This window comes from Nannocystis sp., assembly GCF_016714285.1.
In the GTDB taxonomy this organism is placed as follows: domain Bacteria; phylum Myxococcota_A; class Polyangia; order Nannocystales; family Nannocystaceae; genus Nannocystis.
Genome location: NZ_JADJNN010000021.1, coordinates 107,139 through 119,628, shown reverse-complemented (window position 1 = coordinate 119,628; position 12,490 = coordinate 107,139). Strand labels below are relative to the sequence as shown.

Below are 12,490 nucleotides of genomic sequence, written 5' to 3'. Positions count from 1 at the left end.
CGACGTGGGGAACCACGGCCGCGGCGGCCTCGTGTTCGGGCTGGATGCCCTACGGCCCCGCCTGATCCGCGTGTGCAAGTGTTGCGTCGCCACGCAAGTTCCCACGCCAGACCTCGCGCCCCCGCCCCATCTTCCCCAGTCACGACCGCTGGCACACCGCTTGCTCAGGCACGAGCATGCCGAGCGCCACGCCCACTGTCCGCGACTTCATGACCCAAAACCCCGCGACCATCGACGGCGCCCTCTCGGTCGCCGACGCCGCCGCACGCATGTTCCAGGTCCACGCCAGACACCTCCCCGTCTACGTCGAGGGCCACCTCGTCGGCATCCTCAGCGACCGCGACATCGCCCACCTCGCCGCGGTCCGCGGCGTCGACCCCGAGAAGTACACCGCCGAGCAGGCCTGCACCCCGAACCCCTACGTCGTCACCCCCGACGCCCCGCTCGAGCAGGTCGTCCTGGTCCTCAGCGACCACAAGTTCGGCGCCGCCCTCGTCATGGAGGCCGGCCAGCTCATCGGCATCTTCACCGTCATCGACGCCCTCCAGGCCCTCGCCGCCGTGCTCCGCCGCGACGCCGTCCAGGCCGCCGACCCCGCCCACGAGTGGACCACCCGCAGCGTCCCGCCCACGCCCGAAGCGGGCTGACTCGCCGCCATGGACAGCAGCCTCGACAGCAGCGGCGCGATGGATCTCGAGCAGTTCACGGCCCCGACCCTGCTCCTGCTCGACACCGACACTCGCACCTCCCGGCTCCTGGCCACCCTCCTGCGCGCCGACGGCTATTACGTCGAGACCTGCACGAGCGGCGCCGCGGCGCTCGCCCGCGCCGCCCAGCCGCCCGTCCCCGAGGCCCTGCTCATCGACCTCACGCCGGCCCGCAGCCGCGACATCGAGACCGTCCGCAAGATCCACACCCAACACCCCGAGCTCACGATTATCGTGATCACGGCCCACCCGCAGCTCGCCCGGCCCCTCGGCGCCGAACCCCAGGCCCGCCTGCGGATCTTCATCAAACCCCTCGACTACCCCGCGCTCGTGCGCGCCCTCGCAGAGCGACACTCACCATGACCGCCACCGACACCAACACCTGGATCCTCGGACTCGACCTCGGCGAGCGCAGCCGCGGCGCCGTCCGCTTCGCCCACTGGCTCGCCGGCCCCGACCACACCGTGGCCATCCACGTGCTCGAGCAGTGGAGCCGCCCCTACATCCGCAACGACGCAATCACCGCGGTCCGCGACAACGTCCAGCGCCTGTCCCGCGAGCTCCACGTCGCCGCGCCCGCCACCACCTCGATCCTCGAAGCCGCCTCCGCCGAGGAGGGCCTGGCCCACGCGGCCGAGGGCGCCGCCGGCCTCATCATCGGTCGCGCCGCCAGCGTCGGCGAGGACGTCGCGCTGCGCCTCGGCCACGTCGCCCGCCACCTCCTGCGCCGCCTCCCCGGCCCCGTCGTCGTCGTCCCCCGCGACCTCCCGGCCGTCGGCCCCGGCCCGATCTTGCTCGCCACCGACCTCGACGCCCCCACCAACGCCGCCCTCGCCTTCGCCCGCGACCTGGCCGCGAAGCACCAGCGCGAGCTCGTGCTCGTGCACGTCGGGGACACCCGCGCCAGCGACCTCATCGACGACCTCGACCCCCACTGGCAGGCCGCGCGCGACGCCTACCGCGACGAGGTGGCTCGCAGCTTCGAGCAGTGGGCGGCCCGCCACGAGCTCCTCGCCTGCCGCCGCCACCTCGCCTACGGCAGCATCGTCGAGGAGCTGCAGGCCCTCGCCATCGCCAGCCAGGCCGCCCTCATCGTCGTCGGCTCGCGCCGCCTCGGCAGCGTCGGCCGCCTGTTCCTCGGCAGCAGCGCCTCGGCCCTCGCCGGCATCGCCGTCTGCCCGGTCGCCGTCATCCCCCCGACCTGATCCCTCACAACCCCACGAGCCACACCATGTCCAAACACCGCATCATCCCTCCCATCCGCAAGTACATGTCTACCTCCCCGCACACGATCGGCGCCGACCAGACCATGGCCCACGCCCACGCCGTCATGCGCAAGGAGCGGATCCGCCACCTCCCCGTCCTGTCCGCCCAGAAGCTCGTCGGCATCATCTCCGAGGGCGACCTGCACATGGTCGAGACCCTCCACGACGTCGACCCCGCCAATGTCCGCGTCGACGAGGCCATGACCCAGGAGGTCTACGTCGTCGCCCCCGACGCCCCCCTCGACGAGGTCGTCCAGGAGATGGCCCGCCACAAGTACGGCTCCGCGATCGTCGTCGACAACCACAAGGTCGTCGGCGTGTTCACGACCGTCGACGCCTGCCAGGCCTTCGCCGACATGCTCCGCGCCAGCTGAACCCGACGCGCTCGCCCGCGGTCCGCCCCTTGTGCTCCGGGCGCGCCGCGGGCCAGCATGCCCCCATGATCAGCCTCGCCGCCCTGGTCCTCGCCGTCGCCGCCGCCACGACCCCGGCATCTGGCGCGCCTGGCGAGGTCCCGCAGCGCCTGGTCGTCGGCGTCACCCACACCCCGCCCTTCGTCGTCCAGGAGGGCCCCGAGCGCTGGTCCGGCCAGGCGATCGACCTGTGGCGCAACCTCGCCGACGAGCTCGACCTCGACTACAAGCTCGAGCCCCGCGACATCACCAGCCTCCTGCGCGGCCTCGAGGACGGCTCGCTCGACGCCGCCGTCGCCGCGATCACCGTCACCGCCGAACGCGAGCAGCGCTTCGACTTCACCCACCCCTTCTACACCACCGGCCTCGCCATCGCCGTCGCCCATCGCCCGCCCGAGACCTGGTTCGACGGCTTCATCTCCGTCTTCACCTTCTCCTTCCTGCGCCTGCTCCTCACCTTCGCCGCCCTGCAGCTGCTGATCGGCGCGCTCATGTGGCTGATCGAACGCGGTAAAAACCCGCAGTTCCCCGGCCCGCCCGGCCCCGGCGTGCTCGCCGGCCTGTGGTGGGCCGTCGTGACCATGGCCACCGTCGGCTACGGCGACAAGGTCCCGATCACCGTCCCCGGGCGCCTGCTCGCCATGCTGTGGATGCTCGCCTCGCTCATCATCCTCACCAGCGCCACCGCGGCGATCACATCCCAGCTCACCCTCGGCCAGCTCGAGGCCCGCGTCCGCGGCCCCGAGGACCTCGGCAAGCTGCGCGTCGGCACGGTCCTCCGCACGACCAGCGAGACCTACCTGCGCGACATGAAGCTCGACTACCGCGGCTTCAGCGACCTCACCCTCGGCCTCGCCGCGATCGAGTCCGGCGAGCTCGACGCGATCGTCTTCGACCGCCCGTTGCTGGTCGACGCCATCGCGCTCGCCCACAAGGACACCCTCGAGCTGCTCCCCCGCAGCTTCCAGCGCCAGGACTACGCCCTCGCCCTCCCGACCGGCAGCCCGCTCCGCGAGCCGATCAACCAGATCCTCGCCCGCGACCTCGCGACCCTGCAAGACCCGTGAAACGCCCGCCGCGAGGGCCCGGTTGTCGCCCGCGATCGCAATGTGGTAGCCAGAGACCTCTGTCGCGCGCCAACCCGAGCCCCCGAACCGAGACCCGCTTCGACGAGCTCAAGCGCTACGTCGGCTTCTCCCCCGCCGACGCCCACGCCCTGCGATCGTTCGCCGATGTGGTCGCGCCCCACTTCACGCGCATCGCCGGCGAGTTCTATGAGCGCGTGCGCCACCACGAGGAGGCCCACGCCGTGTTCACCGGCGAGGCCCAGATCGCCCGCCTGCAGCGCTCGCTGGTCCAGTGGATGCACCGCCTCTTCACCGGCACCTACGACGAGGCCTACTACGTCAGCACCGCCCAGATCGGCCGCGTCCACGTCAAGGTCGGGCTGCCCCAGCGCTACATGTTCACCGCCATGGCCCAGATCCGCAGCGCGCTGCTCCGGGTGCTCGAGGCCCACCCGCGCAATGACCAGGACGACTCCATCCACCCGAGCGCCGCCGCCGACGCCCTGTCCCGCCTCCTCGACCTCGATCTGGCGATCATGCTCGAGACCTACCACGACGACTTCGTCGCCCGCCTCCAGCACGCCGAGCGCCTCGAGCGCGAGACCCTCGGCGCCTCTCTGGCCCGCGCCGAACACCGCTACGTCAACGCCGTCGAGCTCGCCCACGTGATCATCGTCGGCCTCGACGCCGCCGGCGGGGTCCGCCTGTGGAACCGCGAGGCCGAGCGCGTCACCGGCTTCGCCCGCGACGAGGTCCTCGGCCGCGATCTCGTCGCCTGCCTCCGCCTCGACGACCCGGGCGCCCCGGCCCTGCGCAACCTCCTCGCCGACCTCATGCACAGCGCGGCCGAGCCCGGCGCGACCCGCCCGCTCGAGACCACGATCGTCACCCGCGCCAGCCACACCCGCCTGCTCGCCTGGCAATTCACCCACGCCCCCGCCGACGCCGACGAGGTCTGCGTGTTCGCCGTCGGCAGCGACATCACAGACGAGCGCGCCGCCCAGGCCCGCACCAGCCAGCAAGAGAAGCTCGCCGCGATCGGCACCCTCGCCGCCGGCCTCGCCCACGAGATCCGCAACCCCCTGAACGGCGCCCAGCTCCACCTCACCTACCTCTCGCGCGCCCTCAAGCGCCAGCGCGCCGACCCCGAGCTGCAGAACGCCGTCGCCGTCGTCGGCGACGAGATCACCCGCCTCGGCGCCCTCGTCACCGAGTTCCTCGCCTTCGCCCGCCCCCGCCCGCTGTCCCTGCGACCGTTCGAGCTGCGCCCGCTGCTCGAGCGCGTCGCCCACTTCATCGCCCCCCAGGCCGCGACCCACAACGTCACCGTCGCCCTCGACCTCCCGATCGCCCCGCTGGGGCTCAACGCCGACGCCGCCAAGCTCGAGCAGGTCCTCCTGAACCTCGGCCAGAACGCGATCGAGGCCGTCGCCGGCGCCAACGCGAGTGGCACCGTCACCCTGCGCGCGCGCAGGCAGCCGCGCACCGTCACGATCGAGGTCGAGGACGACGGCCCCGGCGTCCCGCCCGACAGCCCGATCTTCGACGCCTTCTTCTCCACCAAGGCCCAGGGCACCGGCCTCGGCCTCTCGATCTCCCACCGCATCATCACCGACCACGGCGGCAGCCTCGACCTCGAGAGCCGACCCGGCTGCACCATCTTCCGCATGCTGCTCCCCATCGACGGCCCCTCGCACGCCCCCGCCAAACCCACGGAGACCGCCTGATGTCCGCGACCGCCAAGAAAGCCCGCATCCTCGTCGTCGACGACGAGCAGAGCGCCCGCAACGGCCTCGAGAAGCTGCTGCTGCAGGAGGGCTTCACGGTCCGCAGCGAGGCCGACGGCGCCGCCGCCCTCCGCTGCGCCGCCGACTTCGCCCCCGACGTCGTCGTCACCGACCTGCGCATGCCGCAGATGGACGGCATGGAGCTGCTCCGCCACCTGCGCGAGCAGGACCGCGACCTCCCCGTCATCGTCACCACCGCCTTCGGCGAGGTCGCCACCGCCGTCGCTGCCATGCGCGCCGGCGCCGACGACTACCTCACCAAGCCGCTCGACATCGACGCCCTCGTGCTGGCGATCGAGCGGGCGATCGAGCGACGCGCCCTCCGCGTCGAGACCGAGAACCTGCGCCGTCAGCTGCGCGAGCGCGACGGCGGCGGCCTCCAGGGCCTGCTCGGCACCAGCCCCGCGATGCAGCAGATCTACCGCACCGCCCGCCAGGTCGCCGGAGCCCGCGCCACCGTCCTCCTCACCGGCGAGAGCGGCACCGGCAAGGGCGAGCTCGCCCGGGCGATCCACGCCCTCAGCCCCCGCGCCCGCGAACCATTCATCACCCTCCATTGCGCCGCCCTCGCCGAATCTCTGCTGGAGAGCGAGCTCTTCGGCCATGAGCGCGGCGCCTTCACCGGCGCCGACCGCCTCCGCCGCGGCCGCTTCGAGCAGGCCCACGGCGGCACCCTCTTCCTCGACGAGATCGGCGAGATATCGGGCACCCTGCAGGTCAAGCTGCTGCGCGTGCTGCAGGAGCGCTGCTTCGAGCGCGTCGGCGGCAGCGAGACGATCAAGGTCGACGTGCGCCTCATCGCCGCCACCAACCGCGACCTCGCCAAGGAGGTCCGCGAGGGCCGCTTCCGCGAGGACCTGTACTATCGCCTCAACGTCGTCCATATCGAACTCCCACCATTGCGCCTCCGCGGCCGCGACGCCCTCCTGCTCGCCGAGCACTTCCTGCAGCGCTTCGTCGAGGAGAACCACGCCTCCATCCGCGGCTTCAGCGAGCGCGCCCGCGGCAAGCTCGCCCGCCACACCTGGCCCGGCAACGTGCGCGAGCTGGAGAACGCGATCGAGCGCGCCGTGGTCCTGTGCGACAGCGAATACATCGAGGCCGAACACCTCCCCTTCGAGAGCGCCCCCGACGTGCAAGGCGGCGTCCGCATCCCCGGCTCCACCCTCGCCGAGATCGAACGCCACGCGATCCTATCGACGCTCGACGCGGTCGACGGCTCCACCGCCCGCGCCGCGGAGATCCTCGATATCAGCGTGCGAACGATCCAGTATCGTATGCACACGTACGGGCGGCGATAGAGCGGTCGCTACGGCTTCTGCGGCAATCCGTCGCTAATGTCGTAGTAATCGCCCTTGTCCGCCACGTGGACGTGGATCCCCAGCCTGGTGCCCGTGGGCGACTCCAGCGCGCCCATCGCCACCCCGATCCAGTCCCTGAAGATCGGATCCCAGAACAGCGACGACCCGCAGGTCGCACAAAAACCGCGGCGCACCTTCTCGGACGAGCGAAACCAGGTCACATGATCGGCGCCGTGGATCGTCAGGGCGGCCCGGGGCACGTCGCTGGAGACGAAGATATGCCCCGAGTGCTTGCGGCACTGCGTGCAATGGCAGGCGTCGGGCGGCGGCAGCGAGCCGGCGACCTCGAAGGTCACGGCCCCGCAAAGACACGATCCTCGGTGCATGTCGCGCTCCATGGTCGATAAGCCCGGGCCCTGATTACCAGGGCCCGGCGACCCTGTCGATCCCCGGCCGACGCCCGGCGCCGTCACCCGTCGCGGCACAGCCGGTCGACCCGCTTCAGCAACGTCGGTAGCCGGTGCGGCCCATGCATCCTGCGGATGTTGTCCGCCGCGATCGCCAGCTCCACCCCGACCGCCGTCACATACAGCGGCCGCGTGCTGTCGCCGCGCAGCAAGGTCACCGCCGGCGCCCCGTGGTACGGGCTCTTGGCCACCCCGACCACCGGCGTCTGCCCGCCGAGCGCCGCGTGCAAGTGCGCCCCGAGCCCCGGCACCCCCTCGCCGAGCCACACGTGCCCGTCGACCACCACCGTGGCGATCGGCCAGCGACTGCGCGCCAGCACGGCCAGGATGCACGGCAGCTCGCGCTCGTAGAACGCCCCCGGCCGGTACGGCGCCACGTGCTCGACCGCTACCACGTGCTCGGCCAGCGGATCCGCGGTACTCCAGTCGAGGAACAGGATCGCCGCCGCCACCGCAGCCTCCCCGCGGTAGTCCACATCCACGCAGGCGAGCAGCGGCAACTCCATCGCGCCCGCGAGCATAGCAGCCTCACCGCACGCCCGACCCCGCGAATCTCTCACCCGCGCGCGAGCCGACGCAGCATCGCCTGCACCTCGTCGCGCGCCGCCGTCACCCGCTGCGAGCGATAGACCCCGTAGGCCCCGCCGAGCAGCGGCCCCGTGATCATCCCGATCACCGGCAACACCGCCGCCGCCAGCCCGATCTTCGCCCCGCTGACCGCCGCCCCGCCCGGGCTCAGGCGATTGTGTAGATCGATCAGGTCGTCGTGCAGCTGCTGCCGCGCCGCGGCGTCGAGCCCCGCGAGCCCCTCGATGCGGCCCCGCAGCGCCACCAGCTCGCGCTCCAGCGCCTCATCGCTGAACGGCGCCACGTCGACCATCCCGCGCAGCTGCTCGCCGCGCTCGCGGGCCCAGCCCTTCGGGTCGTCGCGGAGGCGCTGCGCCTGGGCCTTCGCCCAGCCCTTCGGATCGTCGAACACGGACATGGTCGCCGATCTTAGCAGCACGTCCCCGCAGAGCGAGGCCCACCTGGCCCGCCAGACCCGCGCTCAGGTCACGTCCACAGCGAGCGGTGGTCCGCGATATAGGCCGCGAGCGTGCCCGCCGGGCGCCCGAGCAGCCGCGGCAATGTTGGGTCGACCGCCTCGGCCTGACCGAAGCGCAAGCCGACATGGAGGATCGTCTGCACCGCGACCTGACCCCACGGCAAGCCCTGACGGCGCAGCCGCGCGGCGTAGCCCAGCGCGCTCGCCCGGCGATAGTGGACCGCCCGCCCGAGCTCCGCCGACAGCAACGCGGCGACCTCGGCGAAGCCCAGCGCCTCCGGCCCGGTCAGCGTGTAGGCCTGCTCCGCGTGCCCGTCCTCGCTGAAACAACGCGCCGCGACCTCGCCGAGGTCCCGCACGTCGACGAACGCGGCCCGCCCGGCCCCGGCCGGGACGAACAATTCATCGCGCTCGCGGATGTCGTTGCGGTACACGTCGCCGAGGTTCTGCGCGAAGAACCCCGCACGCAGCATGGTCCACGCCGCCGCGCTGCCCTGCAGGTGGTGTTCGACCTTCGCGTGCGGGATATAACCGCGTCGTTCGGCGCCGATCACCGACAAGAACACCACGCGCCGCAGCCCCGCCGCCAGCGCCGCATCGACCAGCGCACACAGCGTCGGCCGCACGTCGCTGATCGCCGGCGGCCGCACCAGCAACAGCCCGCTGGCGCCCGCGACCGCGGCGGCGAAGGTCTCGGGCCGCCCGAAGTCCAGCCGCACAGTCTCGACCTCACTCGCCCCGCCATCACGGAGGCCCGCCCGCACCGGCAGCCCGCGGGCGCGCAGCGCCCTCAGCGTCGCGCGCCCCATGTTGCCGCTCGCCCCGGTGACGAGGATCGGCCCAGCCAATGTATGCAGCGCCTGACCCGGAGACATGACTCCGCGGCATCCTCGGTCACGCCGCCATCCAGGTCAAGCCGCGTCCGGCCATCACCCCGAGCCGACCAACCGTCCGGGCTCAGCGCGGCTTGACCGTGATGTCGCCGGTGTCCGAGCGGAGATACAGCCGCTTGTTGGTGGTGCTCGCCATCGACTGCGTGACGCCGACGCTCAGCTTGCCCTCGGTCCTGGCGTCGACGCGATACGTCATCCGCGGCACGGTCAGGAGCATGTCGCCGGCGGCCGTGGTGATCGAGACATCGTCGGCGCCCCCGTCGAACACGAGGTTGACGTTGCCGTCGACCGCGTTGGCCTTGACGATCGCGCTGTGCACCGCGTTGCCGCGGATCTCGCCCTCCAGGGTCCCGAGGGTCAGCGTGCCGCTCATGTCCTCGAGCATGATGTCACCCTTGCTGGTGAGCAGGGTCGCCGCGCCGCGCTGGTCCGCCGCGGTGATGCTGGTGTCCCCGCCGTTGACCTCGATCACCACGCCGACCGGCGCCTTCACGCTGATGTCGACGCGACAGTTCGGGTCCCGGTCCTCGCAGGCGGCGTCGATGTAGAGCGTCTGCTGCTCGAGGCGAAACTTCACGCTCGGGCGCTTAGCGCTCCACTGGGCCTCGGCCTCGACGTGCGCGGTCGTGTCGGTCCCGGCGTTCACCACGACATCGCCGACATCCACGGTGGTGACGATCCGCTTCACGGGAGCAGCCACGCCGGGCTCGTCATGCGTGATCGTCTCGGCCTGGATCTCACAACCGGTGGATACGGCGCCGACAGCGACGAGGGCGAACATTGCGATGGATCTGCGAATCATGCCCCGTTAGCAGCAGCATCCGTGCCGCCGCTCGCTCGCAGAATCTTCAAGTGATACGGGCGTGTCGTCGGGCATCGCGGCACGCGCCGTGCAGTGCGTGCATTCGCAGTGCACGGCTTGCACACCTCCGTCGCCGAGGCAGATCGGCCGCAGACCGCGCCAGGCGGGAGCCTTGGGCCATTTGCGTGATTTGGGCAATAATAGCTACCATATCGCCCGCGACGCTCACTCCGTCACCGGCACGCACTGACCTTCCTGGCACCCGCACGTGAACTGCGGGCGCGACGCGTCGACCGGATCGGCGTCCTCGCACTTGGGCGTCTTGGCCGTGGCCGCGGCGACGCACGACGGGGTGCTCCAATAACACGTCGCCTCGGGCGTGCAGTCGGCCGCCCGATCGCAGCGGAGATTCTCGGGCATCGCCGTCGCCCGACTCTCCGGCTTCGCCGTCTCCTCGGCGGGCGCCGGCTTCGTCCCACACCCGACCCCGAGCAGCACAAACAAGATGGACGGAAAGAATGCACGCATCTGGAACCTCCGCGAAAGGGCAGCGGACAGCGACGATACGCACGTCGGCCGGAACCTCGCCCAACGCGGGAGTTTGGGCGCCATTCCGCGAAATGTCAAGCACACGGCGAAATCTACACTTGGCCGCAGGCAGGGTCGCAACGCCATGAATTGATGGACGAAGACCCGCCGCTCGCCCGCCGAAGCGACCGCCTTGACGGCGTTCACACCAGCCGCTAGCGTCCGCCTCGATGCAGCGCAAAGCCCTGTCCCCCCCGACCCGACGCGCATTCGAAGTGTCGCTCTCGATCTGCGCTGGGGCCCTGCTGCTGGCCTGCAAGGCCGATCCAGCCACCAGCAACAGCGACGCCAGCGAGGGCAGCGCCAGCTCGACTGGCAGCTCGGCTGGCACGACTGGCGCGACTGGCACCCCGACCGGAGGCGACACCGAGGCCGCCCCCCCACCGCTGGTAGGAATCGCCGATCTGCACCTGCACATGTTCGCGGAGGAGGCCTTCGGCGGCGGCTGGTTCCACGGCAGTCACCGCGGCCCCGGCGAGGAGGCGCTCGCACCCTGCGACGGCGGCGACCCCGGCGATCACGCGAGATTACAGGACGACCTCGCGCCGCTGCTCGGCGTCTGCGAAAATATCAGCCCCACCGAGCTCGGCAAATTGGTCCCCCTCGTCGCCATCATCGCCGCCCCCGGGGGCGGCGCCGCGGTCAGCGAATATGTCAGCAAGATACCGGGCTCGGACGGCGACACCGGCAAGCACGCGGACCGCACCCACGGCTGGCCCGAGCTCGACGGCTGGCCCCGCTGGGACGTCATCGCCCACCAGCAAGTATGGGAGGAGCAGCTCCACGCCGCCTACGAGGCCGGCCTGCGCATCGAGGTGATGTCCGCCGTGTCGCTCGACTGGCTGTGCCGCGCCATCCCGCCCGAGAACCTCGACCGCCCCGAGTGCGACGAGATGGCCGATGTCCGCCTGCAGCTCCAGCAGGCCCACGAATTCGTGGCCCAGCACGACTGGGCCGAGATCGCCCTGACCGCCGCCGACGCCCGCCGCATCGTCGAGGAGGACCGCCTGGCGATCGTCCTCAGCGTCGAGGCCTCGCACCTCATGGGCGACGGCGACTGGCGCCCGCAGCTCGCCGAGCTTTATGACCTGGGCGTGCGCACCCTGCAGCCGGTGCACCAGCTGAACAGTCGCTTCGCCGGCGCCGCCCCGCACAACCCGATCTTTCATGTCGCCCAGTTCGCCGAGAACTGTCACATCGATATGGACTGCGGCCTGACGACCGCCGCCGTCACCCTCGGCTTCGACGTCGACAAGGACTGCAAGAACACCCTCGGCCTGACCGCCGACGGCAAGGCCCTGATCACCGAGATGATGGACCGCGGCATGCTGCTCGACGTGGCCCACATGTCCGAGAAGGGCGTCGGCGAGGTGCGTGACCTCGCCGTCGCCCGCGATCATTACCCCATCTATATCTCGCACGGACACTTCCGCGAGATCATGACCAAGGAGCGCCAGCGCGAGGAGAAGACCACCCCGCAGTGGATCGTCGAGGTCCTGCGCCAGACCGGCGGCATCATGGGTCTACGCACCGGCCACGAGGAGGTCAACACCTACGAGCCCTCCGCCGTCGACAACAGCTGCCACGGCTCCAGCCGCTCCTTCGCCCAGGCCTACGACTTCGGCCGCCTCGGCCTCAAGGTCCCGCTCGCCCTCGGCTCGGACCTCAACGGCTTCATCCAGCAGGTCCGACCCCGCTTCGGCCCCGACGCCTGCTCCGCCTCCTTCCCCACCGAGGCCCAGTGCCAGGCCCGCGACGAGCAGACGGCCGGCACCCCGCCGCTCACCACCGCCTTCGACGAGGCCGGCCTCGGCCACATCGGCCTGCTCCCCGACCTGCTCGCCGACCTCGACCAGCTCGGCAGCGACACCGCAGCCCTGCGCCACTCCGCCGATGACTTCGTGCGCATGTGGGAGCGCGCCGCGGGCCCCCGCTCCGGCCCCGCGAGCGCGGTCGACGATATCGACAATAGCGGCATCACCGTCCTGCCGGTCCACGCCGCCCGCGAGGCCGAGTTCCCGCAAGAGTGCGGCGATTCGTACTGCGCCGGCGCGCTGCAGACCGGCGCCGAGTGTCGGTTCGACGGCGAGTGCAGCAGCGGCAGCTGCGCCGGCGCGGGCGCGTGCGGCAAGCCCCGAGGCGCCTGCTCGTGACG

General features: G+C 71.4%; 14 protein-coding genes. 8 read left to right on the top strand and 6 right to left on the bottom strand.

What is annotated here, in order from left to right; genetic code table 11:
• Positions 1-176 precede the first annotated feature (176 nt).
• From IPJ59_RS28430 to IPJ59_RS28400, 7 genes are all read left to right on the top strand, one after another.
• On the top strand, positions 177-647 hold the full coding sequence (locus IPJ59_RS28430) for a CBS domain-containing protein (RefSeq protein WP_293261416.1): 471 nt from the start codon (positions 177-179) through the stop codon (positions 645-647).
• 9 nt (positions 648-656) lie between these two features.
• Positions 657-1,070 carry a response regulator gene (locus tag IPJ59_RS28425; RefSeq protein WP_293261419.1) on the top strand — a complete coding sequence of 138 codons (414 nt, stop codon included), beginning with the start codon at positions 657-659 and terminating at the stop codon, positions 1,068-1,070.
• Positions 1,067-1,912, top strand: coding sequence for a universal stress protein (locus tag IPJ59_RS28420; protein ID WP_293261422.1), 846 nt, complete (start codon positions 1,067-1,069; stop codon positions 1,910-1,912). Before IPJ59_RS28425 ends, IPJ59_RS28420 begins: the two co-directional genes overlap by 4 nt.
• Before the next feature lie 26 nt (positions 1,913-1,938).
• Positions 1,939-2,346, top strand: a complete 408-nt coding sequence (locus IPJ59_RS28415) for a CBS domain-containing protein (protein WP_293261425.1) — start codon at positions 1,939-1,941, stop codon at positions 2,344-2,346.
• A gap of 65 nt (positions 2,347-2,411) precedes the next feature.
• On the top strand, positions 2,412-3,452 hold the full coding sequence (locus tag IPJ59_RS28410; RefSeq protein WP_293274123.1) for a transporter substrate-binding domain-containing protein: 1,041 nt from the start codon (positions 2,412-2,414) through the stop codon (positions 3,450-3,452).
• Positions 3,449-5,179, top strand: a complete 1,731-nt coding sequence (locus IPJ59_RS28405; protein ID WP_293274122.1) for a protoglobin domain-containing protein — start codon at positions 3,449-3,451, stop codon at positions 5,177-5,179. The genes IPJ59_RS28410 and IPJ59_RS28405 overlap by 4 nt, the downstream gene beginning before the upstream one ends.
• Positions 5,179-6,540 (top strand): sigma-54-dependent transcriptional regulator, encoded by a 1,362-nt coding sequence (locus IPJ59_RS28400; protein ID WP_293261434.1) that lies wholly within the window; start codon positions 5,179-5,181, stop codon positions 6,538-6,540. Before IPJ59_RS28405 ends, IPJ59_RS28400 begins: the two co-directional genes overlap by 1 nt.
• 8 nt (positions 6,541-6,548) lie before the next feature.
• Here the strand turns inward: IPJ59_RS28400 and IPJ59_RS28395 are convergent, their stop codons facing one another.
• The 6 genes from IPJ59_RS28395 to IPJ59_RS28370 form a co-directional block, all read right to left on the bottom strand.
• Positions 6,549-6,926: a GFA family protein gene (locus tag IPJ59_RS28395; protein ID WP_366524709.1), complete on the bottom strand. Its 378-nt coding sequence runs from the start codon at positions 6,924-6,926 to the stop codon at positions 6,549-6,551.
• 83 nt (positions 6,927-7,009) lie between these two features.
• Positions 7,010-7,513 (bottom strand): endonuclease V, encoded by a 504-nt coding sequence (locus IPJ59_RS28390; RefSeq protein WP_293261440.1) that lies wholly within the window; start codon positions 7,511-7,513, stop codon positions 7,010-7,012.
• Between the two features lie 50 nt (positions 7,514-7,563).
• A complete protein-coding gene (locus IPJ59_RS28385; protein ID WP_293274121.1) occupies positions 7,564-7,992 on the bottom strand; it encodes a hypothetical protein in 429 nt (142 codons plus the stop codon).
• A gap of 68 nt (positions 7,993-8,060) precedes the next feature.
• On the bottom strand, positions 8,061-8,927 hold the full coding sequence (locus IPJ59_RS28380) for an NmrA family NAD(P)-binding protein (RefSeq protein WP_293274120.1): 867 nt from the start codon (positions 8,925-8,927) through the stop codon (positions 8,061-8,063).
• 82 nt (positions 8,928-9,009) lie between these two features.
• Positions 9,010-9,747 (bottom strand): DUF4097 family beta strand repeat-containing protein, encoded by a 738-nt coding sequence (locus IPJ59_RS28375; RefSeq protein WP_293261449.1) that lies wholly within the window; start codon positions 9,745-9,747, stop codon positions 9,010-9,012.
• A 225-nt stretch (positions 9,748-9,972) separates the two neighbouring features.
• On the bottom strand, positions 9,973-10,275 hold the full coding sequence (locus IPJ59_RS28370; protein WP_293261452.1) for a hypothetical protein: 303 nt from the start codon (positions 10,273-10,275) through the stop codon (positions 9,973-9,975).
• 230 nt (positions 10,276-10,505) lie between these two features.
• Between IPJ59_RS28370 and IPJ59_RS28365 the strand changes: the two genes are divergently transcribed.
• Positions 10,506-12,488, top strand: coding sequence for a membrane dipeptidase (locus tag IPJ59_RS28365; protein WP_293274119.1), 1,983 nt, complete (start codon positions 10,506-10,508; stop codon positions 12,486-12,488).
• The last annotated feature ends 2 nt before the right edge of the window (positions 12,489-12,490 follow it).

Bases quoted from the DNA above. Each gene is read 5' to 3' on its own strand.
- IPJ59_RS28380 (WP_293274120.1), bottom strand. From the start codon at position 8,927: ATGTCTCCGGGTCAGGCGCTGCATACATTGGCTGGGCCGATCCTCGTC.
- IPJ59_RS28420 (WP_293261422.1), top strand. From the start codon at position 1,067: ATGACCGCCACCGACACCAACACCTGGATCCTCGGACTCGACCTCGGC.
- IPJ59_RS28385 (WP_293274121.1), bottom strand. From the start codon at position 7,992: ATGTCCGTGTTCGACGATCCGAAGGGCTGGGCGAAGGCCCAGGCGCAG.
- IPJ59_RS28390 (WP_293261440.1), bottom strand. From the start codon at position 7,513: ATGGAGTTGCCGCTGCTCGCCTGCGTGGATGTGGACTACCGCGGGGAG.
- IPJ59_RS28375 (WP_293261449.1), bottom strand. From the start codon at position 9,747: ATGATTCGCAGATCCATCGCAATGTTCGCCCTCGTCGCTGTCGGCGCC.
- IPJ59_RS28415 (WP_293261425.1), top strand. From the start codon at position 1,939: ATGTCCAAACACCGCATCATCCCTCCCATCCGCAAGTACATGTCTACC.
- IPJ59_RS28410 (WP_293274123.1), top strand. From the start codon at position 2,412: ATGATCAGCCTCGCCGCCCTGGTCCTCGCCGTCGCCGCCGCCACGACC.
- IPJ59_RS28365 (WP_293274119.1), top strand. From the start codon at position 10,506: ATGCAGCGCAAAGCCCTGTCCCCCCCGACCCGACGCGCATTCGAAGTG.
- IPJ59_RS28400 (WP_293261434.1), top strand. From the start codon at position 5,179: ATGTCCGCGACCGCCAAGAAAGCCCGCATCCTCGTCGTCGACGACGAG.
- IPJ59_RS28425 (WP_293261419.1), top strand. From the start codon at position 657: ATGGACAGCAGCCTCGACAGCAGCGGCGCGATGGATCTCGAGCAGTTC.
- IPJ59_RS28370 (WP_293261452.1), bottom strand. From the start codon at position 10,275: ATGCGTGCATTCTTTCCGTCCATCTTGTTTGTGCTGCTCGGGGTCGGG.
- IPJ59_RS28395 (WP_366524709.1), bottom strand. From the start codon at position 6,926: ATGCACCGAGGATCGTGTCTTTGCGGGGCCGTGACCTTCGAGGTCGCC.
- IPJ59_RS28430 (WP_293261416.1), top strand. From the start codon at position 177: ATGCCGAGCGCCACGCCCACTGTCCGCGACTTCATGACCCAAAACCCC.